This is a genomic window from Streptomyces sp. SM18 (genome assembly GCF_002910775.2).
Lineage (GTDB): Bacteria > Actinomycetota > Actinomycetes > Streptomycetales > Streptomycetaceae > Streptomyces > Streptomyces halstedii.
This window is the reverse complement of record NZ_CP029342.1, coordinates 2,932,348-2,950,888: the sequence shown is the minus strand read 5'-3', so window position 1 is coordinate 2,950,888 and position 18,541 is coordinate 2,932,348. Positions and strand designations below refer to the sequence as shown.

Sequence of the window (18,541 nt, the reverse complement as noted above, 5' to 3'; positions counted from 1 at the left end):
AGGGTATTGCCCTGCGGACCCTGGGTGAACCTGCTTCGCGAGTTGTGAGCCCCCATGTGAGCCCTCCCCGCCGCCCGGTCCGAACGGTGTGATGAGGGCACAGGTCGCCGTCGGGGCGCCAGGAAGGTGCTCCCGGCGGAGGCCGTCGCCAGGTACCACGACTTCACGCTCGGGGGTGAACCAGATGTGCGGAATTGCGGGACTGGCCGGAGGCGACGCCGTCCGGCACGAGAAGACGGTGGCCGCGATGGGCGCCTCGCAGCACTACCGCGGCCCGGACGGCACCATGCATGCCGCCAGCAGCGACCGCCGGGCGGTGCTGGCTATGAACACGCTGCTGATCGTGGACCCGCAGGCCATGCCCGGCCCCTATCGCGACAGGGCCACCGGTCTGCTGCTGGCCTTCAACGGGGAGATCTACAACTGGCGGCATCAGGCCGCCGCCTGGGGCATCGAGGTCCGCGAGAGGGAGTCGGATGCCCACTTCCTGCTTCGGGCCTGGGCCAAAATCGGCCCGTCCTGCCTGGACGGCCTGGACGGCATGTTCGCCCTGGCCGTCTATGATCCACAGGTCGCGAAGCTGTTCCTGGCACGCGACCGGCTCGGCGAGAAGCCCCTCTACTGGCGGCTCGACGGCGGCCGGCTCGCCTTCGCCTCCGAGGTGACCACGCTGACCGGCTACGGGTCGGCCCCGCTGGTCTTACGGCCGGAGGTCACCGCGATCGAGACCCCGACCGGCGTCGACACCCCGTTCCAGGGCATCCAACTGCTGGCACCGGCCACGCTGCTGTCCTTCGACGTCACCACCGGCTCGATCGACCAGATGACCTGGTGGCACCTGGAGGATCGGGCCCCTTTCACCGGTAGCTACGACGAGGCCCTGGCCAGGTTCTCCACCATCCTGGCCGAGCAGATCCCGCTCAGGTCCCCTGCCTGCGACTTCGCTCTCCTTCTCTCCGGCGGGCTGGACTCGGCGGTGCTGGCCTACCTGATGCGGCCCCCGGTCTGCGTCACCGTCCGCTACCCGGGCCAGGAACGCCTTGACGAGTCCTCCACGGCCGCGGTCATCGCGCGGGACATCAAGGCCGAGCTGGTGGTGGTCGAGCCCGACCACGTCGACTTCACCACCGCTCTGCCGCACATGATGCGGGCCCTGGACTACCCCATGGGGAACGCGTCCACGTTCTCCGAGCACATGGCCTACCGGAAGATCTCCGATCTCGGCATGCGGGTGGTGATCGGCGGTCTCGGACCGGACGAGTTCCTGATGGGCTACGTCCGCCAGGCCCTGGTCCTCTTCGGCCCCGAAGCCGTCCTGAACTCCGGCCTGGAGGCATACCGGCCGCTGGCCTCCAAGCTCATGCACGCCACCGGAGAACCCCTCAACCCGGCGGAAGCGGTGACCCGGCTCATCCTTCGAGGCCCGGACCCCGACGGTCGTCTCCGCGATCTCGTCGCGGACGCCATGGCCCGCGCAGGCGGGGATCTGGCCCGCGGCCTGACCCTCGCGGACCTGGCGACGGCCTGGAGGCCGCTGGTGATGACCAGCGACAAGCTCGCCTCCGCCTACGCACTCGAACGCCGGTCGCCCTGCCTCGCCCGGGACCTGGTCGAGTTCTCCTACCGGCTGCCCGTCGACTACAAGATCACCGACCCGGCCCAGGGCAAGCGGATCCTGCGGGACGCCGCCAAGAGCCTCGGCCTGCCCCGCGAGGTCTGGGCCCGCCGGGACAAGCTCGGCTTCGCCTCCCCGGTCCCCTCCTGGCTCAACGGCAACCTCGCCACCTGGGCCGACACCCAGATCCGCATGGCCCTCGCCGACGCCCCACCCGCGTTCCGCCCCCTCCTGGAGGGGGGTTTGAAGCCCGGCGGATGCTTCGACCGAACGCGCATGCAGGCCCTCATGGCAGCCGCCTGGTTTTCGGACCAGACGGTGAGGGCGGCCGCATGATCCCCAACTCGGTTACTACGGTGAGGGGATGCACTCGAAGACCCCCGCCACCGAGGAGTCGGCCGCCACCCGTGGAGCCGTCGCGATCATCACCAACCGCCACGGCGAACTCCTCCTCCACCTCCGCGATGACCTCCCCGCCATCGCCTGGCCCTCCCACTGGAGCTTGCTGGGAGGCGGCTGCGACCCCGGAGAGGCCCCGGCCACCGCGATCGTCCGCGAACTCCAGGAAGAAGCCGGCCTCACCGCCGACTCGCTGACCGAGCTGTTCGAGACCCGCGACGAACACGGCTCCGGGCAGATCATCACCTTCTTCGCGGCCTCCTGGGACGGCGACGAGACCCGCCTCCCGCTCTCCGAGGGCGTCAGACTCCGGTTCTTCGCCCCCGAGCACCTCGACATCCTCACGATCCCCCCGTTCATCCGGAACGGGATAAACCGCCATCTGGCCGTCCGGCCCTCCTGATCAACCCGCCCGTCCGGGCGGGGCAAGGGCGGGGCCGCCCGCGGCGGCCTCACCCGAAGGGACACCCCGCTCATGAAGATGACCGTCATCGGATGCGGCTACCTCGGCGCCACCCACGCCGCCTGCATGGCCGAACTCGGCCACGAGGTTCTCGGCATGGACTCCGACATCGACAAGGTCGCCATCCTGAACTCCGGCCGGGCCCCCTTCTTCGAACGCGACCTCGACGCCCTGATCACCAGGCACACCACCACCGGACGGCTGAAGTTCACCGCCTCCCATCAGGAGGCCGCAGCCTTCGCCGACCTGCACTTCATCGGCGTCGGCACCCCGCAGCGACCCGGCAGCGACAGCTACGACCTCTCGCACCTCTTCGACGCCGCCCTCAAGCTCGCCCCGCACCTGAGCACCCCGGCCGTGATCGCGGTCAAGTCGACCGTCCCGGTCGGCACGGCACCCCGCCTCGCCGAACTCCTCCAGGCCGCCGCCCCCGCCGGGGACCAGGTCGAGGTTGCCTGGAACCCCGAGTTCCTCCGCGAGTCCTTCGCCGTCGACGACACCCTCCGCCCCGACCGCCTCGTCCTCGGCTTCCAGAACACTCACTCCTGGGCCGAGAGCGTCCTGCGGGAAGCATTCGCGAAGATCATCGACTCCGGGGCCGCGACGATTGTCACCGACTGGGCCACCGCCGAGCTCGCCAAGGGCGCCGCGAACTCCTTCCTCGCCACGAAGATCTCCTTCGTCAACGCGATGGCCGAGGTCTGCGAGAAGTCCGGCGCGGATGTCACCAATCTGGCCGACATCCTCGGACACGATCACCGCATCGGCCGCCATGGCATGCGGCCCGGCCTTGGCTTCGGCGGCGGATGCCTCCCCAAAGACCTCCGCGGCTTCATCGCCCGCGCCGGCGAACTCGACGCTGACCAGGCCGTCGGGATCCTCCGCGAAGCCGACGCGGTCAACACCCGCCGCCGTCGGCGCGTCATCGACCTAGCCCACCAGGAACTCGGGGCTGACCTGCGCGGCAAGCGCATCACCGTCTGGGGCGCCTCCTTCAAGCCCGAGACCGACGACATCCGCGACTCCCCGGCCCTGGACATCGCCCAGAAACTCCACGACCTCGGCGCCTACGTCACCGTCACCGACCCCCAAGCCCTCGACAACGCCCGTAAGCTCCACCCTGACCTCGACTACGTCCAGGACCTCATCGCCGCCACCGAGGACGCCGACCTCGTCCTCCATCTCACCGAATGGCACGTCTTCACCCACATCGACCCCAAGCGGCTCGCCACCCGCACCACCAGTCGCAAGATCATCGACGCTCGCGGCACCCTCGACACCGACCGCTGGCGCGAGGCCGGCTGGATGATCCGAACCCTCGGGCGCCCCTCTCAAGGCGAGTGAAGGGGAACGAAGGCCGTCCTGGAGGCCCCCGGCGCAACCCCTCCACGGAGCGAGTCCGGGCGACCCAGCCGGAGGGACTCTCCCGGACTCCGCAGGTGGCGAGGGTCCGGTCGTGGGGCGTGTGGCCGGACGCTCCCCAGGCGGGTTCATCGGCACTCGGCCCTGGGGGCGGCGTCGTGCGGTGCGTTGTCGTCGGAGCGGTCCGGCGGATCTGCGCTCCACAGGTGCGGGGCGGGGATAGAGACGGGGCCGCGCGGACGGCGACGGCCCGGCCCGCGCGGACCGGGGCCCGTACCGGCGCCCCGGCCTCGCGCGGACCGGCCCGCGGACCGGTCGGCTACAGCGGCCGGCCCGGCTCGTCGAGCCAGGCGTACTCCCCGGCGGCACCGACCGTGAGGCCGAACCGGGGCCACTGCGGGCGGCCTTGGGCGCACCACCACGTGTGCGCGGCGCGCACCTCGTCCCAGAGCCTCCGTGGACCGTGCTGCCAGACCTGCGCGTTCTCTCCTTCCCGCAGGAAGACGCAGGCCCATGAACGGTCGTCGCGGCCGTAGAACCAGAGCGGCCGAGCGCCGTCCCGCGCCTCCGCCGGATGGAAGGTGCAGTCCGGCACCCGGAGGCCGAGAGCGAAGTTCAGTGGACTGAACCGACCGCCCGACGCGATCTCCGAGGCGACCTCCGGGGACTCCTCGACTGCCGGGAAGTCCGTGTGAGGGGCGTACTCCTCGTGGGAGACCGGCGTGATCCGGTGCGAACGCAGCTTCATGAACTCGGCGGGCCCGACGAAATTGCCCTGCGCGATCTGTCCGTTCGGCTGGACCTGAAGACGTACGAGCGCGTCGTCATGGGTGAAGCCGGTCCCCCACGGGGCCACGATCACCCCCAGGGGGCGGGTCTGGGCGACCCAGTCGAAGGGGATCTCCCGGACTCCGCAGGTGGCGAGGGTCCGGTCGTAGGGCGCGTGGCCGGGCGCTCCCCGGGAGCCGTCTCCGTGCACGACCTCCACGAGTGCGCCGAACCGGTCCAGGGCTCTTTTCGCCTGGTCGGCGACGGACCGGTCCACTTCCACGCTGACGACGTTCTCCTCACCGGCGCGGTGAGCCAGCAGGGCGGCGTTCCACCCCGTCCCCGTGCCGATCTCCAGGACCTTGGAACCCTCGTCCACGGTCAGGAGGTCGAGCATCTGGAACACGAGACTCGGCATGGAGGCCGAGGAGGTGGGGAGACGGCCCGGCCGGTGGCCTTCGTGCTCTCCGTCGTCCCACTGAGTCACGACCGGGAGGTCCGCGTCGGCGTACTCCCGCCAGCGCCTCTCGTCGTCGGCCCGCGAGACGTGAACGACCTGTCCCGTTTTCATGTCGAAGGGCCAGATGTCGTCGGGAAGGAACGCCCGGCGGGGCACCAGGGCATAGGCGTTGAGCCATTCCGAGTTGAGGACACCGGCGGACACGAGGGCGAACCCCACCTCTTTACGGGTGGGGCAGGCCTTCTCTTCCGCCTCTTTCATCGGGTTCATCGGTACTCGTTCCTGGGGGTGGCGTCGGGCGGTGTGTTGTCGTCGGAGCGGTCCGGGCAGATCGGCGCTCCACAGGTGCAGGGCGGGAACAGGGACGGGGACGCGTAGTGAGACGTGTCCACGCGCTTCCGGAACCAGAGGTCTTCGGCGCCGAGGCGGGCGCCCCTGTCGGCTGGGGAGTTGGCGGCCTTGAGTGGTGGGTCCATGAGTCCTCACGGTGGTGCTGATCCGTGGCTTCAGGACCAGCTTCGGCACTGTGACGACCAGGCAACAGAGGGTTAGGGTGGACAGTGTGAAGTGTCCAGTTGGACATGAGCCGGTGTCCAAGGAAGTGGGGGCGAACTGGTGGCAGTAGAGGCGGAACCCGCCACGCCGGACCCGGCCGAGACGCCGCTCACGTTCTTCGGGGCGGAGGTTCAAGTCGCGCGTGAGCGTTGGAACATCCGGCGGGAGGATTTGGCCCGGGCGGCCTCCTGCGGCTATTCACTGGTGGCCAAGATCGAAGCGGGCAAGCGGACCCCGTCGTTGAACTTCGCGCGGGCCTGCGACCAGATCTTCCCTGGAGCGGACGGGCTGTTCGAGAGGCTGTGGCCGCTGGCGATGAGATACGCCTTCCCGCCGTGGTTCCGTCGCTACCTGGAGCTGGAATGGAAGGCGTCGAGCCTGCGGATGTTCCATCCTCAGCTCATGCCTGGCCTGGTGCAGACCGAGTCCTATGCCCGGGCCGTACTGCGCACGGGGCGGCCTTCCAACCTGGAAGAGCTGGTCACCGGCCGCATAGACCGGCAGCGGATTCTGGAGCGAGACCGCGATCCGGCGCGGCTCTGGTTGATCCTCAACGAGGCCGCGCTGACCAACATGGTCGGGGGTCGCGATGTGATGCACCAGCAACTGGGGCACCTGTTGCGGCTTTCGGACGTCGCACGGCATCGCGTGCAGGTCGTGCCCGACATCGGACAACACCACGGTTGGGCCTCGCCGTTCGGCATCCTGTCGTTTCCTGATGACGAGGACGTGGTGCATGTCGACGGCTTCCCACGGGGGTACGTGCTGGCAGAACCGGAAGACAGAACGAAGGCGTCCGACGCCTATGATCTGCTGACGGCGCTGGCCCTCTCGCCGGACGCGTCAGCTGAGCTGATCACCTCGATCCGGAAGGAACGCTATTCATGAATCACACGGTCGCGATGGATGGCTGGATGAGTAGTTCGTTCAGTCAGAACAACGGCGGAGAATGTGTGGAGTGGCACCCGGCTCACGCCGCCGCGCACGGCATCGTCCCGATTCGGGACAGCAAGGCGCCTGCCGGACCGGTGTTGATGGTCAGCCGGAGCGCCTTCACCGACTTCGTGCGCTCCACGAAGCTCGGCTGACGGCCGCACCGGCCGGGACGATTCGCTGTCGCAGGCAGCGTCGGTGGCCAAGATCAGCCAGTTGTGAAAGGGTATCCCGTGACGACCGAATCCCTCTGTTGGTACAAGTCCTCGTACAGCTCGAACGGCGGCAACTGCGTGGAGATCGCCGTCGGCTTCGCCGCCACGCGCGGGGTCGTTCCCGTCCGTGACTCCAAGCAGGTGAGCGGTCCCGTTCTGCGTGTCTCCGCCGACGCGTTCTCCTCGTTCGTGGCGGGCGTCCGGGGCGGAGAGCTTGACGCCGTCTGACTGACCGTCCCGGCGTCGCCCTACCGTGCCGAGCGCGGCGGGCTTTCGCTGACGGTGTGGCGTCCCGACCCCGCAGGCTCGCGGGCAGCGTCGGTGGCCAAGATCAGCCAGTTGTGAAAGGGCATCCCGTGACGATCGAATCCCTCCGTTGGTACACGTCCTCGTACAGCTCGAACGGCGGCGACTGTGTCGAGGTCGCCGCCGGCTTCGCCGCCACGCGCGGGGTCGTTCCCGTCCGTGACTCCAAGCAGGTGAGCGGTCCCGTTCTGCGTGTCTCCGCCGACGCGTTCTCCTCGTTCGTCGCGGGCGTCCGGGCGGGAGACCTCGGCACCGTCTGACCGGACGTTCCGGCCTCGCCCCACCGTGCCCCGCACGGTGGGGCTTTGCGTTGCCCGTGAGGCGTCCCGGACCAGGGGGTTGAGGAACATCCATGTCAGATCGTGCGCTAAGCCGACGTCGACCCTGGTAGGTGGCTGACGGGGCGTCGGCGACCGGACCCGTCTGAAGTCTTCCCACGGACAACGCCCCATTATCCGCGGGAGCTTGGTTCGTCACCTGCGGTGACGTTCTCCGGGCCGTACGTGAAGCGGCCCTGCCAGGCTCGCGCCCCGCTGGATGAACACACCGCGGTGCGCGGGCCGGGGACCGGCTGGGACCTGCACGAGTACCGCCATTTTGTCTCTGCTTAGTTTCCGTGTAGCGATTGGCTCCAACTGGGCTGCTGAGCTGGGTGTTTTGGCATTGCGCTGAGCCGTGTGGTGTTTCTACTGTCAGCCCTCATGATCCTGAGCTTTTTCTCGTCCCAGGACTGGGAGTCCTGGGATGTCGAGCATCGGCCGTTGATCCCCGAGGGGATGCCCGTGCTCGTCGACGACGACCTGCGCTTCGAGGACGGCCCGGCCGCGCCGCGCCCCGCGGCGGTGGTGAACCGGTGGCTGCGTGAGCTCCCTGCAAGCGGGGCGCCGGCGCCGAACTCGTGGGAGAACTACGCGCGAGCGGTCAAGGAGTGGATCGAGTTCCTGGCCGAGCACGGGGTGGGCCTGTTCGACTCACGCGAGCGATTGAAGGCCGGGCTGAGCCGGTACGCCGAGCACCGGGCCGCGGGCCCGCTGAAGGCCCGGTTCGCGGCGACGACGTGGGGCCAGCACATGAGCATCCTGTCGCTGTTCTACCGGTGGGCGATGCACGAGGGGTACGCGGTGGCCGAGCCGTTCACCTATCGGGCCGCGCGGGCTCTGTTCGCCGGGACCGGCCGGGAGGTGCGGGTGAATCTGGCGGTCCGTCGCACGCCGAAGCCGCATGTGACGATCAAGTACCTGGAGCCGGACTTCACCGAACTGTTCCGCAAGGGGCTACGCGGGCTGACCCCGGACGGCTCGCAGGACACCGGTTTCCATGGGCGGGAGCTGACCCGCAACGGGGCGGTCGGGGATCACGCGCTGGCCAGCGGGATGCGGCTGCAGGAGTTCACCTACCTTCTGCCCTGGGAGATCCCCGCCCTGCCGCCGGAGCCGACCGCGGTTCCCGTCCCGTTTCCGGTGCCGACTGGGATCACCAAAGGCAAGAAGTTCCGCACCACGTGGACCTCCTACGAGGCTCTCGCTGGACTGCACGACTACCTGGAACTGGACCGCGCGGCCACCACGGAGGGCTCCGGCTGGAGCAGCCCAGCGGACCGAGAACGAGAACCGCATCCGAGCCGCCATGGATCGGCTCCTCCGCGGTGAGATCCCGCGAGGCGGAAAGTGCGACATCAAGACCCTCGCCAGCGAGGCCGCCGTCGACCGCACCGCGTTCTACGGCACCCGCCCCTACGCTCATCTGCGCGTCGAGTTCGAACGACGCCTGAACGTATTGCGTGAGGCCGGCGAGATCCCTGACCCTCGCGACGCTCAGATCTCCCGGCTCAAGGTAGAAAACACCAAGCTCCGGGAACGGCTCGCCCAGTCGGAGCAGACGGTCGACGAGCTCACCGAACTCCGCAGCCAGGCCCTGGCCCGCCTCGCCGCCCAGCACGAGGAGATCGTCCGGCTCCGCGAAGCCGCCAACGGGAAAGCCAAGGTCAGCCGTCTCCCAGCACCGCGAACCGCCGTCATCGGGTCCTGCAGCTGAAATGCCCCTGAACCGAGGTAACCCGCATCGCTGGTCACCCGGCTGTCAGATCGCTCGCACCGCTGCCGAATCCAGACCCCAAGTACTGGCGCAGAGCCTCCCGCCCTCCCGGAACGAAGCACCATTCATCAACCACTGCGCGCAGTTGGGCCACTGTCAGCCAGTCGTACCAGTCGATCTCACCCGAGTCCGGGACCAGGGTCTCCGACACGACGGCCTCATGCACCCCGAGCCAGATGGGACTAAGCCCCTCCCGGAAAAGGAGCTTGAACAGGAAACTCACCGGCACACGAACGCCCAGTTCTTCAGCCAACTCGCGGACTGCCGCCTCCTCATAGGACTCGCCCACGTCCACGGCTCCGCCGACCATCGCGTCGTAGTAGCCCGGAAACCGGGACAACGTCTCGGCCCGCCGCAGCACCAAGATCCGACCTTCGCGATCACGACAGATCGTCGCTGCAATGCGATGCAGCCAGTTCTCACGCACCGCCTCATCCCGTTCGACGATCCCCAGCACGCGGTCGTGCTCATCGACATGCTCAACCAGTTCGCTCACGGATGCACGATCTCAGTCCCCACTGACAGCTTGGCCCCACGGGCAACAGTGACGAGTGATCTGCACCACAGGAGACCTCGCAGAATGCAACACGCGCGACGATCTGGGTCGCGAATGTGGCCGCGACCCCTGGCTTACTCAATCGCAACACGAGGTCATCCGCACACGGTCTCTGCGGACACAAGGCACACCGCCCTGACCCACCTCGGGGAGCAGGGCGCCTCTCTGCTGATGCTGATGGCGAAGTCCCGGCACAAGAAGCCCGAGAATGTCCGCCGCTACTTCAAGCCCTCCTCGGAGGCGATCTCCGAGCTGACCAGCCTGCTTGCCCCGGGCGGCACCAGCCGCTGGTCGCTCACTGTCCCGGAGTGCGAAGCCCCGGGGCGTGGGGGAGAGACCGCTCTGCGTCGGATGCGTCTCGTACCTTTTGACGACCGGAGCGGGCTTGTGTCAGTCGTGCGCTCCTGGCGCTTGCGCTGTGACGCTGGCGGTATCGGCTGCCGTCCTGCTCCATCGGGCCAGCAGGCGCAGGGAGGTCTCGGACGGGCTGCCGGGTTCGGTGCCGTAGACGAAGAGGATCTGGTCGGGGTCGTCTGCGGGGGTGAGGGCCTGGTAGGTGACGGTGAGGTCGCCGACGAGCGGGTGGTGGTAGTCCTTGGTGCCGGTCGTGCGCCGGTGGACTTTGTTGTCGGACCAGAAGCGGCGGAATTCCTCGCTGTGTATGGACAGGTCACCGACCAGGGCACTGAGGGCCGGGTCGTCGGGGTGGCGGCCCGCGTCGAGGCGGAGCATGGCGGCGGTGTCGGCGGCGACGCGGGGCCAGTCCCGGTACAGCTCGCGCGCGTGCGGGTCGAGGAAGACGAAGCGGGCCTGGTTCCGCTCGGCCGCGGGGAGGGCGCGGAAGTCGGTGATCAGGCGTCCGGCGAGTGGGTTGTGGGCCAGCACGTCGAGGCGTCGTCCGAGGACGAAACCGGGGCGGCCGGTCTGCTGGAGGGTGTCCAGCAAGTCCCAGGTGGCGGGGTGGACGCGCTGGGGGCGGGGGCGCCGGCGGGCCGGCCGGGGCCGTGGCCGGGCGAGGGTGTGCAGGTGGCTGCGCTCAGCGTCGTCCAGGTGCAGGGCGGTGGCGAGCGCGTCGAGGACCTCTGTGGAGGCGCTGCGGCTGCGACCTTGTTCGAGGCGGGTGTAGTAGTCCACGCTCACCCCGGCCAGCCGGGCGAGTTCCTCCCTGCGCAGTCCGGATACCCGGCGTCGGACCGGGCTGGGGTCGTCGAGCCCGGCTTTCTGCGGGGTGAGGCGGGCGCGGGCGGAGCGGAGGAATTCCGCCATGGGTGCGCTGGTGGGGTGCTCACGATCCATACATCCAGGGTCGCGCGTTCACCGAGGATTCGGCGGCGGGAGGGTGGCCCATTTCGTCCCCCGATCAGGCGGGCCCTTTTGAGGCCTCTTTTGCCTGCTCAGAGTTGGTTCAGTGGATGCCGGAGCCCGCCACCGCAAGGGGTGTCCGGGCGAAGCGAACGGATGGAGACACCTTCATGGCAACGTGGTTCATCACCGGCGGCTCCCGCGGGCTGGGGCTGGAGATCGCGCGGGCGGCACTGAACGGCGGCGACAACGTCGTGGTCGCCGCCCGTGACCCGCGGAAGCTGCCGGACGAGCTGTGCCGGCACGACCGCGTCCTCGGTGTCGCCCTCGACGTCACCCGCGGCGAGGACATCACCGCCGCGGTCGAGACGGCCGTGGAGCGCTTCGGCACGATCGACGTCCTCGTCAACAACGCGGGGCGCGGTCTGCTCGGGGCGCTGGAGGAGATCACGGACGCCGAGGCGCGGTCCCTGTTCGATCTCAACGTCTTCGGGCTGATCAACGTCACCCGCGCGGTCCTGCCCGCGATGAGGGCGGCCGGAGCCGGAAAGATCGTGAACATCGGCTCCCGCTCCGGATTCGAGGGCGAGCCCGGGGTGAGCATGTACAGCGCGTCGAAGTTCGCGGTGGCCGGTATCAGCGAGGCGCTCGCGGTGGAATTGGAGCCGTTCGGGATCCAGAGCATGGTCGTGGAGCCCGGTGTCTTCCGCACCGACTTCCTCGACGCCAGCTCCCTGTCGACCGCGGCCGAGCGCATCCCCGCCTACGACGGCACGCCGGCCCACGCCACCCTGGACTGGATCGACACCGCCAACCACACCCAGCTCGGCGACCCGGTCAAGGGCGCCGCCCTGATCTATGAGGTGACCTGCCAGGACAAGCTGCCTGGGCACCTGGCCCTGGGGCGCGACGCGATCGAACGCCAGCTGGTCAAGATCCGCAGCCTTCAGGACGACCTCGCGGCCTGGCAGGACAAGTCCGCCGCCACGGCCTGCGACGACGCTGCCTGACCACCCCAGACCAATCCCGAGCAACAGGACATATCTCTCATCATGACGTACCTGCTTACCGGTCGGCCGTTGGACGGCCGTGTGGCCGTGGTCACCGGAGCCTCCAGCGGCATGGGGGCGGCCACCGCCCGCCGACTCGCCGAACTTGGAGCCTCTGTCGCCGTCATCGCACGCCGCCAGGAAAAGCTCGCCTCCCTCGCCGCCGACATCACCGCGGCCGGCGGAAAGGCCGTACCCCTGTCCGTCGATGTCACCGACCGGGCAGCCGTCCGCACAGCCGCCGACCAGGTGGCGGATACGCTGGGACCGGCGGACCTGGTGTTCAACAACGCGGGCGTCCAGTTGATCTCTGCCATCGACGAGCTCAAGGTCGAGGACTGGCAGCGGCAGATCGATCTCAACGTCACGGGAGTGATGAACGTGATCGCTGCCTTCCTCCCGCACCTGACTGCCGGCGCTGAGCGTGGAAAGTCCGCCGACCTGATCAACACCTCCTCCATCGCGGCGACACGCATTCTGGAGAAGTTCTCGATCTACTCGGGGACCAAGGCGTACATCAGCCACCTCACCCGTCTCATCCGAGTCGAACTGGGCCGAAAGAACGTGCGGGTGAGCGCCATCGAGCCCGGCATGGTCGACACCGAACTACCCGACCACGTCACCGACCCCGACGCCGGCGCCCTGATGGCCGGCCTGCTCCACGACATCGAGTGCCTGCGCGGCACCGACATCGCAGAGACCGTTGCCTTCATTGCCGCTCTTCCCCGACACGTCAACATCAGCGAACTGACCATCCTGCCCACGGCCCAGCCCGTATAGCGCAACAAACAGGCGGTGTACCTGCGTTCTGGTCAACGGACTCAGCCTCTGGTGTGTCCAGAGCTGAGTCCCGTGGCCTGCCGGCTCCCGGCCTGCTGGATCTCCCCAGCGTGGGTACGGGCCGTACCGTCCCGCTCGCCGTACAGCTTCAGGCACGAGGCGTCCGCGAACCCGAGCCGGTTGTGTGAACGGCGCTTGGCCTGCACCGCCTCCCGGTCCGCGTCGTCCAGGAAGAAGTACCGCTCCAGCTCCGCCCGCGAGGGCACCTCGTGGAACGACCCGTACCGGACCGCCTGCTCATCCGTCAGGAACTCGACCGCCACAACAGCTCTCCGAAGATCGACAACAACGACCCACGAAGGCTCCGACGCTCAATCACTCCAGGTCAGCACCAAACTGCCCAGCGAACCCTTGGCGCACGATCTGACACGGATGTTCCTCAGACCCCGACCAGGCGTCATTGACGCTCATGTTGAGTTGTGATTAATTGTGTGCGGTTATGTTGAGAGGGCGGTTACATGGAGGACCCTGGTGAAGAAGACGGTTACGACCCTCGCGGACGGCCGTGAGCTGATCTACTACGACCGCGCGGACGACACCGTCCGGGACGCGGTCGACAAGCGGCCGCTGGACGCCGTCTCGACCTCCTCCGGGATCCGCCGTGACGTGCTGCTCGGTGACAGCGTGGCCATCGCCTCGCACCGGCAGGCGCGTACCTACCACCCGCCGGCCGACGAGTGCCCGCTCTGCCCGTCCCAGGACGGCCGGTTCAGCGAGATCCCCGACGCGGACTACGACGTCGCCGTCTTCGAGAACCGCTTCCCCTCGCTCGCCGGTGACTCTGGCCGCTGCGAGGTCGTCTGCTTCACCTCCGACCACGACGTGTCCTTCTCCGGGCTCACCGAGGAGCAGGCCGCGCTCGTCCTCGCGGCCTGGACGGACAGGACCGCCGACCTCGCCGGGCTTCCGCAGGTCGAGCAGGTCTTCTGCTTCGAGAACCGGGGCGCCGAGATCGGTGTCACCCTCGGCCACCCGCACGGACAGATCTACGGCTACCCCTTCGTCACCCCGCGCACCGAGCGGATGCTGCGCTCGGCCGCGGCCCACCGTGCGGAGACCGGTGGCAACCTGTTCGACGCCGTCGTGGCCCGCGAGCTGTCCGACGGCGACCGGATCGTCCTGGAGGGCGAGCACTGGGCCGCCTTCGTGCCGTACGCCGCGCACTGGCCCTACGAGGTCCACCTCTACCCGCGCCGCCGGGTCGCCGACCTGCGGGAGCTGGACGAGGCGGCGCGCACGGAGTTCCCACAGGTCTATCTGGAACTCTTGAGGCGATTCGACCGGATCTTCGGCCCCGGCGAGCCGCCGACCCCGTACATCTCCGCCTGGCACCAGGCGCCCTTCCGGGCACCCGGGCGGGAGGAGTTCGGGCTCCATCTGGAGCTTTTCACCATCCGGCGGACCTCCGGCAAGCTGAAGTTCCTCGCGGGCTCCGAGTCCGGCATGGACGTGTTCATCAACGACGTGCCGCCGGAGGCCGCGGCCCAGCGACTGCGAGAGGTAGCGAGCGAGTGAGCAACCCGGGGAAGAAGTACCTGGTGACGGGCGGCGCGGGATACGTCGGCAGTGTCGTCGCCGCCCACCTGCTGGAAGCCGGTCACACCGTGACCGTGCTGGACGACCTGTCCACCGGCTTCCGCGAGGGCGTCCCGGCCGGGGCCGAGTTCGTCGAGGGCCGCGTCCAGGACGCCGCCAAGTGGCTGGACGCCTCCTACGACGGGGTCCTGCACTTCGCCGCGTACTCCCAGGTCGGTGAGTCCGTCACCGACCCCGAGAAGTACTGGGTGAACAACGTCGGCGGGACCACCGCCCTGCTCGCCGCCATGCGGGACGCCGGGGTGCGCACCCTGGTCTTCTCGTCCACCGCGGCGACCTACGGCGAGCCGGTGTCCAGCCTCATCACCGAGACCGACCCGACCGCGCCGACCAGCCCGTACGGCGCCTCCAAGCTCGCCGTCGACCACATGATCAGCGGCGAGGCCCGCGCCCACGGCCTGGCCGCCGTCTCCCTGCGCTACTTCAACGTCGCCGGGGCCTACGGCGCCTGCGGTGAGCGCCACGACCCCGAGTCCCACCTCATCCCGCTGGTCCTCCAGGTCGCCCTCGGCCGCCGTGAGTCGATCTCGGTGTACGGCGACGACTACCCGACCCCCGACGGCACCTGTGTGCGTGACTACATCCATGTCGCGGACCTCGCCGACGCCCATCTGCTGGCCCTGGACGCCGCCACCGCGGGCGAGCACCTGATCTGCAACCTCGGCAACGGCAACGGCTTCTCCGTGCGCGAGGTCATCGAGACCGTCCGGCGGGTCACCGGGCACCCGGTCCCCGAGACCGCGGCCCCGCGCCGCGCCGGGGACCCCGCCGTGCTGGTCGCCTCCGCGGCCACCGCCCGGCGGCGGCTCGGCTGGCAGCCGTCGCGCGCCGACCTGTCCGCCATCGTCGCCGACGCCTGGACGTTCGCCCGCCGAGAGGAAACCGCCACCCCATGACCGACCACGCCGGAACCGGCCACGCCGAGCTGACCGCGTCGTTCACCGAGCTGTACGGACACGCCCCCGAGGGGGTCTGGGCAGCACCCGGACGAGTGAATCTGATCGGCGAGTACACCGACTTCAACGACGGCTTCGTGATGCCGCTCGCCCTGCCGCACGCCGCGCGGGCGGCCGTGGCCCGCCGCACCGACGGCGAACTGCGCCTGCACTCCACCGACGTACCGGGCGGGGTCGTCTCCCTGCGCGTCGAGGAGCTGGCCCCGCGCTCCGGCCACGGCTGGGCCGCCTACCCGGCCGGAGTGGTGTGGGCGCTGCGCGAGGCCGGGCACCCGGTCACCGGCGCGGACATCGAGCTGACCTCGACCGTGCCGGTCGGCGCCGGGCTCTCCTCCTCCGCCGCCCTCGAAGTCGTCACCGCGCTGGCCCTGAACGACCTCTTCGAACTGGGCCTGAGCGCCCCGGAGCTGGCCGTCCTCGGACAGCGCGCGGAGAACGACTTCGTCGGCGTGCCGTGCGGGGTCATGGACCAGATGGCCTCGGCCTGCTGCACCGAGGGCCACGCGCTGTACCTCGACACCCGCGACCTCACCCAGCGCCAGGTGCCCTTCGACCTGGCCGCGCACGGCCTGCGGCTGCTGGTCGTGGACACCCGCGTCAAGCACTCGCTGGGGGACGGCGCGTACGCGGAGCGGCGGGCCGGCTGCGAGGCGGGCGCGCGGGCGCTCGGCATACCCACCCTGCGCGACCTGCCGTACGACGGTCTGGGCGACGCGCTCGGCGCGCTGGAGGCGGCGGGCGTGGACGAGTCCGTGGTGCGCTACGTCCGCCATGTGGTGAGCGACAACCACCGGGTGGAGCGGGTCATCGAACTGCTCGACGCCGGTGACGTACGGGCGGCGGGCCCGGTGCTCGACGACGGGCACCGCTCGCTCCGCGACGACCTGCGGGTCTCCTGCCCCGAACTGGACCTGGTGGTCTCCGCGGCCGGCGCGGCCGGTGCGCTCGGCGCCCGGATGACCGGTGGCGGCTTCGGCGGCTCCGCGATCGTGCTGGTGGAGGACTCGGCGGCGGACACCGTCACCAAGGCCGTGGTGGAGGCGTTCACCTCGGCCGGACACGCCGTCCCAGGAGTCTTCCCCGCAGTCCCCTCGGCCGGTGCCCGGCGTCTGGTTCCGGCTGGTCCAGCCGCTTGACCAGGGTGAACTCATGGACGCCCGGCGGGTAGTCCGCGACCTCGCCGGCCACCTCGTACCCGTGCTTCCGGTAGAAGGCGGGGGCCTGGAAGTCCCAGGTCTCCAGCCGGGAGCGGGTGCAGGCCCGGTCCTCGCGGGCGGTCCGCTCCGCCTGGGCGAGGAGCCGGGCCCCATGGCCCTCGCCCCGGTGGCGGGCGTCCACCCAGAGCAGGTCCACATGGAGCCAGTACGCCCAGGTGCGCCCGGCCAGCCCGCCGACCAGGGTCCCGTCCTCGTCCAGGAGCCATACGTCCAGGGGGAGTTCGTGCTCGGCGGAAGTGGAGTGCAGGGCCCGCAGGCCGGAGGATCCGTCCCAGTCGTCGTCGTGCAGCCGACGGCCCAGCAGAATACGACGTTCCTTGTCCACTTCTGTCTCAAGACGGAACATGAGGCACACCCTAAACACGTCGGACGGTCAGTTCTGCGAATTGCTCTCCGCCGCCCCCTACCCGCCGTACGCTGATGCACAGCACCGGTGGGGGCCGGTGCCGATTCAGGGGACGAGACAGTCGGATGCGACGCCCGGGTGGGCGCCGGCCCGGCACGGCGGCGGCCGTGCGGACCGGTCGCCTCGAACGGTCCGGGCGTCGTATCCGCGGTGGTCCGTCCGCCGTCGGGGCCGGCCGCGCAGAGGCGCCCCCAGGAGCAAACGCAGCATGGGGGTGCCTGTGGCTCGTATCCGGGTTCTCGTGGTCGACGACCACCGCATCTTTGCCGAGTCACTGGCGGCGGCCCTCGCGGCCGAACCGGACGTGGACGTGGCCGCGGCGGGCAGCGGGCCCGCCGCCCTGCGGTGTCTGGAACGCGCGGCCGCCGAGAACCGGCACTACGACGTGATGCTGGTCGACGCGGACCTGGGCGCGACCGCCTCCGGCGCGCGCCCCCCGGCCGCACCGGACCGGAACGCCCCGGTGGACGGCATCTCGCTGGTGGCGGGGGTGCGGGTCAGCAGGCCCTCGGTCCGTACGGTGGTGCTCGCCGAGAAGGACGATCCGGGCCGCGCCGCGCTGGCGCTCCAGGCCGGCGCGTCGGGCTGGGTCGCCAAGGACTGCTCCCTGCAACGCCTGCTGGCCGTCATCCGGGGGGTGCTGCGCGACGAGACGCATCTGCCGCCCGCGCTGCTCACCGGGGTCCTGCGGGAGCTGACCACCGCGCGCCGGCACCGTACGGAGAGCGAGCAGCTGGTGGAGTCGCTGACCCCGCGTGAGAGGGAGGTGCTGCGCTGCATGGTCGCGGGGCTCGGCCGGAAGGCGGTCGCGGAGCGGCTCTTCCTCTCCCCGCACACGGTGCGCACCCATATGCAGAACGTCCTGGGCAAGCTGGGGGTGCACTCGACGCTCGCCGCCGTGGCCCTGGCCCGCCGGGCGGGGGTCGGCCCGGTCGCGCTAGCCGGGGATGTTGTCGAACGGGGCGGTCAGCCGGCGTAGCAGACCGGCCAGCTCGGAGCGCTGCCGGCCGGAGAGCTCGCCCAGGATGGCGCGCTCCTGGTCGAGCAGGCCGGCCAGCGACTGGTCGGCCTTGTCACGGCCCTCGGCGGTCAGCCGGACGAGCACACCGCGGCGGTCGCTCGGATCGGGCAGCCGTTCGACCAGGTTCTTCTTGGTGAGCCGGTCGATGCGGTTGGTCATGGTGCCCGAGGTGACGAGCGTCTGGGTGAGGAGCTGGCCGGGGGAGAGCTGGTAGGGCGCGCCGGCGCGGCGCAGCGACGTCAGGACGTCGAACTCCCAGGGCTCCAGTTCGTGCTCGGCGAAGGCGATCCTGCGGGCCCGGTCGAGATGGCGGGCCAGGCGGGAGACACGGCTCAGGACCTCGAGCGGTTCCACGTCGAGGTCCGGGCGCTCTCGGCGCCATGCAGCGACCAGCCGGTCGACCTCGTCCTCCATGTCGATCAGTGTAA

General features: G+C 69.8%; 20 protein-coding genes and 4 pseudogenes. 17 read left to right on the top strand and 7 right to left on the bottom strand.

Going from position 1 to position 18,541, the window contains the following annotated elements; all coding sequences use genetic code 11:
* Positions 1 to 184 precede the first annotated feature (184 nt).
* From B9S64_RS13005 to B9S64_RS12995, 3 genes are all read left to right on the top strand, one after another.
* Positions 185 to 1,951, top strand: coding sequence for an asparagine synthetase B (locus B9S64_RS13005; protein WP_181012119.1), 1,767 nt, complete (start codon positions 185 to 187; stop codon positions 1,949 to 1,951).
* Between the two features lie 28 nt (positions 1,952 to 1,979).
* Positions 1,980 to 2,417 carry an NUDIX domain-containing protein gene (locus tag B9S64_RS13000; RefSeq protein ID WP_103488775.1) on the top strand — a complete coding sequence of 146 codons (438 nt, stop codon included), beginning with the start codon at positions 1,980 to 1,982 and terminating at the stop codon, positions 2,415 to 2,417.
* 72 nt (positions 2,418 to 2,489) lie between these two features.
* The gene (locus B9S64_RS12995) at positions 2,490 to 3,821 is read left to right on the top strand and encodes a UDP-glucose/GDP-mannose dehydrogenase family protein (RefSeq protein ID WP_103488776.1); all 1,332 of its coding nucleotides are present in this window, start codon (positions 2,490 to 2,492) and stop codon (positions 3,819 to 3,821) included.
* 337 nt (positions 3,822 to 4,158) lie between these two features.
* Here the strand turns inward: B9S64_RS12995 and B9S64_RS12990 are convergent, their stop codons facing one another.
* Entirely contained in the window at positions 4,159 to 5,328 is a 1,170-nt protein-coding gene (locus B9S64_RS12990; protein ID WP_103493540.1) for a methyltransferase domain-containing protein, read from the bottom strand.
* Between the two features lie 5 nt (positions 5,329 to 5,333).
* Positions 5,334 to 5,543: a hypothetical protein gene (locus B9S64_RS12985; RefSeq protein ID WP_103493528.1), complete on the bottom strand. Its 210-nt coding sequence runs from the start codon at positions 5,541 to 5,543 to the stop codon at positions 5,334 to 5,336.
* 139 nt (positions 5,544 to 5,682) lie between these two features.
* Here B9S64_RS12985 and B9S64_RS12980 point away from each other — a divergent pair, with 139 nt between their 5' ends.
* The 7 genes and pseudogenes from B9S64_RS12980 to B9S64_RS12950 all read left to right on the top strand — a co-directional run bounded on the left by B9S64_RS12980 (position 5,683) and on the right by B9S64_RS12950 (position 9,110).
* Complete coding sequence (locus B9S64_RS12980; RefSeq protein WP_103493529.1) at positions 5,683 to 6,510, top strand: helix-turn-helix transcriptional regulator; 828 nt, start codon at positions 5,683 to 5,685, stop codon at positions 6,508 to 6,510.
* The gene (locus B9S64_RS12975) at positions 6,507 to 6,710 is read left to right on the top strand and encodes a DUF397 domain-containing protein (RefSeq protein ID WP_103493530.1); all 204 of its coding nucleotides are present in this window, start codon (positions 6,507 to 6,509) and stop codon (positions 6,708 to 6,710) included. Before B9S64_RS12980 ends, B9S64_RS12975 begins: the two co-directional genes overlap by 4 nt.
* A 78-nt stretch (positions 6,711 to 6,788) precedes the next feature.
* Positions 6,789 to 6,998, top strand: a complete 210-nt coding sequence (locus tag B9S64_RS12970; RefSeq protein ID WP_103493531.1) for a DUF397 domain-containing protein — start codon at positions 6,789 to 6,791, stop codon at positions 6,996 to 6,998.
* A gap of 128 nt (positions 6,999 to 7,126) precedes the next feature.
* Positions 7,127 to 7,336 carry a DUF397 domain-containing protein gene (locus B9S64_RS12965; protein ID WP_103493532.1) on the top strand — a complete coding sequence of 70 codons (210 nt, stop codon included), beginning with the start codon at positions 7,127 to 7,129 and terminating at the stop codon, positions 7,334 to 7,336.
* A 258-nt stretch (positions 7,337 to 7,594) separates the two neighbouring features.
* Positions 7,595 to 7,672, top strand: a pseudogene (locus tag B9S64_RS35015) (site-specific integrase); the annotation flags it as partial.
* A 105-nt stretch (positions 7,673 to 7,777) separates the two neighbouring features.
* Positions 7,778 to 8,725 carry a site-specific integrase gene (locus B9S64_RS12955; RefSeq protein ID WP_258038037.1) on the top strand — a complete coding sequence of 316 codons (948 nt, stop codon included), beginning with the start codon at positions 7,778 to 7,780 and terminating at the stop codon, positions 8,723 to 8,725.
* Complete coding sequence (locus tag B9S64_RS12950; RefSeq protein ID WP_103493533.1) at positions 8,703 to 9,110, top strand: hypothetical protein; 408 nt, start codon at positions 8,703 to 8,705, stop codon at positions 9,108 to 9,110. Before B9S64_RS12955 ends, B9S64_RS12950 begins: the two co-directional genes overlap by 23 nt.
* Before the next feature lie 34 nt (positions 9,111 to 9,144).
* Here B9S64_RS12950 and B9S64_RS12945 read toward each other — a convergent pair whose 3' ends face one another.
* Positions 9,145 to 9,666, bottom strand: coding sequence for an NUDIX hydrolase (locus B9S64_RS12945; protein ID WP_103493534.1), 522 nt, complete (start codon positions 9,664 to 9,666; stop codon positions 9,145 to 9,147).
* A 183-nt stretch (positions 9,667 to 9,849) separates the two neighbouring features.
* Here B9S64_RS12945 and B9S64_RS35010 point away from each other — a divergent pair.
* Positions 9,850 to 10,014: pseudogene (locus B9S64_RS35010) on the top strand (site-specific integrase); the annotation flags it as partial.
* A 102-nt stretch (positions 10,015 to 10,116) separates the two neighbouring features.
* Here B9S64_RS35010 and B9S64_RS12935 read toward each other — a convergent pair.
* Positions 10,117 to 11,022, bottom strand: coding sequence for a helix-turn-helix transcriptional regulator (locus B9S64_RS12935; RefSeq protein WP_103493535.1), 906 nt, complete (start codon positions 11,020 to 11,022; stop codon positions 10,117 to 10,119).
* Between the two features lie 176 nt (positions 11,023 to 11,198).
* Here B9S64_RS12935 and B9S64_RS12930 point away from each other — a divergent pair, with 176 nt between their 5' ends.
* Positions 11,199 to 12,038 (top strand): SDR family NAD(P)-dependent oxidoreductase, encoded by an 840-nt coding sequence (locus B9S64_RS12930; protein WP_103493536.1) that lies wholly within the window; start codon positions 11,199 to 11,201, stop codon positions 12,036 to 12,038.
* 42 nt (positions 12,039 to 12,080) lie between these two features.
* Positions 12,081 to 12,857, top strand: a complete 777-nt coding sequence (locus B9S64_RS12925) for an SDR family oxidoreductase (RefSeq protein ID WP_103493537.1) — start codon at positions 12,081 to 12,083, stop codon at positions 12,855 to 12,857.
* 164 nt (positions 12,858 to 13,021) lie between these two features.
* On the opposite strand, the pseudogene B9S64_RS35540 reads toward B9S64_RS12925, so the two are convergent.
* Positions 13,022 to 13,180: pseudogene (locus tag B9S64_RS35540) on the bottom strand (DUF4158 domain-containing protein); the annotation flags it as partial.
* Positions 13,181 to 13,388: 208 nt separating this feature from the next.
* Here B9S64_RS35540 and galT point away from each other — a divergent pair.
* From galT to galK, 3 genes are read left to right on the top strand one after another with little or no spacing between them, the layout of a single operon-like run.
* Complete coding sequence (galT, locus tag B9S64_RS12915) at positions 13,389 to 14,432, top strand: galactose-1-phosphate uridylyltransferase (RefSeq protein ID WP_103493538.1); 1,044 nt, start codon at positions 13,389 to 13,391, stop codon at positions 14,430 to 14,432.
* Entirely contained in the window at positions 14,429 to 15,409 is a 981-nt protein-coding gene (gene galE / locus B9S64_RS12910; protein ID WP_109492048.1) for a UDP-glucose 4-epimerase GalE, read from the top strand. Before galT ends, galE begins: the two co-directional genes overlap by 4 nt.
* On the top strand, positions 15,406 to 16,605 hold the full coding sequence (gene galK, locus B9S64_RS12905; protein ID WP_103488637.1) for a galactokinase: 1,200 nt from the start codon (positions 15,406 to 15,408) through the stop codon (positions 16,603 to 16,605). Before galE ends, galK begins: the two co-directional genes overlap by 4 nt.
* On the opposite strand, the pseudogene B9S64_RS12900 reads toward galK, so the two are convergent.
* Positions 16,595 to 17,032, bottom strand: a pseudogene (locus B9S64_RS12900) (GNAT family N-acetyltransferase); the annotation flags it as partial. The gene galK and the pseudogene B9S64_RS12900 sit on opposite strands and share 11 nt — an antisense overlap.
* A gap of 268 nt (positions 17,033 to 17,300) precedes the next feature.
* Between B9S64_RS12900 and B9S64_RS12895 the strand changes: the two are divergent.
* The gene (locus tag B9S64_RS12895; RefSeq protein WP_103488636.1) at positions 17,301 to 18,071 is read left to right on the top strand and encodes a response regulator transcription factor; all 771 of its coding nucleotides are present in this window, start codon (positions 17,301 to 17,303) and stop codon (positions 18,069 to 18,071) included.
* Here B9S64_RS12895 and B9S64_RS12890 read toward each other — a convergent pair.
* On the bottom strand, positions 18,030 to 18,527 hold the full coding sequence (locus B9S64_RS12890) for a MarR family winged helix-turn-helix transcriptional regulator (RefSeq protein ID WP_028441334.1): 498 nt from the start codon (positions 18,525 to 18,527) through the stop codon (positions 18,030 to 18,032). The two genes, B9S64_RS12895 and B9S64_RS12890, sit on opposite strands and share 42 nt — an antisense overlap.
* Positions 18,528 to 18,541: the final 14 nt, after the last annotated feature.

Coding starts and splice junctions, on each gene's coding strand:
- B9S64_RS13005 (WP_181012119.1), top strand. CDS start 185: ATGTGCGGAATTGCGGGACTGGCCGGAGGCGACGCCGTCCGGCACGAG.
- B9S64_RS13000 (WP_103488775.1), top strand. CDS start 1,980: ATGCACTCGAAGACCCCCGCCACCGAGGAGTCGGCCGCCACCCGTGGA.
- B9S64_RS12890 (WP_028441334.1), bottom strand. CDS start 18,527: ATGGAGGACGAGGTCGACCGGCTGGTCGCTGCATGGCGCCGAGAGCGC.
- galK (WP_103488637.1), top strand. CDS start 15,406: ATGACCGACCACGCCGGAACCGGCCACGCCGAGCTGACCGCGTCGTTC.
- B9S64_RS12975 (WP_103493530.1), top strand. CDS start 6,507: ATGAATCACACGGTCGCGATGGATGGCTGGATGAGTAGTTCGTTCAGT.
- B9S64_RS12955 (WP_258038037.1), top strand. CDS start 7,778: ATGATCCTGAGCTTTTTCTCGTCCCAGGACTGGGAGTCCTGGGATGTC.
- B9S64_RS12995 (WP_103488776.1), top strand. CDS start 2,490: ATGAAGATGACCGTCATCGGATGCGGCTACCTCGGCGCCACCCACGCC.
- B9S64_RS12985 (WP_103493528.1), bottom strand. CDS start 5,543: ATGGACCCACCACTCAAGGCCGCCAACTCCCCAGCCGACAGGGGCGCC.
- B9S64_RS12990 (WP_103493540.1), bottom strand. CDS start 5,328: ATGAAAGAGGCGGAAGAGAAGGCCTGCCCCACCCGTAAAGAGGTGGGG.
- B9S64_RS12925 (WP_103493537.1), top strand. CDS start 12,081: ATGACGTACCTGCTTACCGGTCGGCCGTTGGACGGCCGTGTGGCCGTG.
- B9S64_RS12895 (WP_103488636.1), top strand. CDS start 17,301: ATGGGGGTGCCTGTGGCTCGTATCCGGGTTCTCGTGGTCGACGACCAC.
- B9S64_RS12930 (WP_103493536.1), top strand. CDS start 11,199: ATGGCAACGTGGTTCATCACCGGCGGCTCCCGCGGGCTGGGGCTGGAG.
- B9S64_RS12935 (WP_103493535.1), bottom strand. CDS start 11,022: ATGGATCGTGAGCACCCCACCAGCGCACCCATGGCGGAATTCCTCCGC.
- B9S64_RS12950 (WP_103493533.1), top strand. CDS start 8,703: ATGGATCGGCTCCTCCGCGGTGAGATCCCGCGAGGCGGAAAGTGCGAC.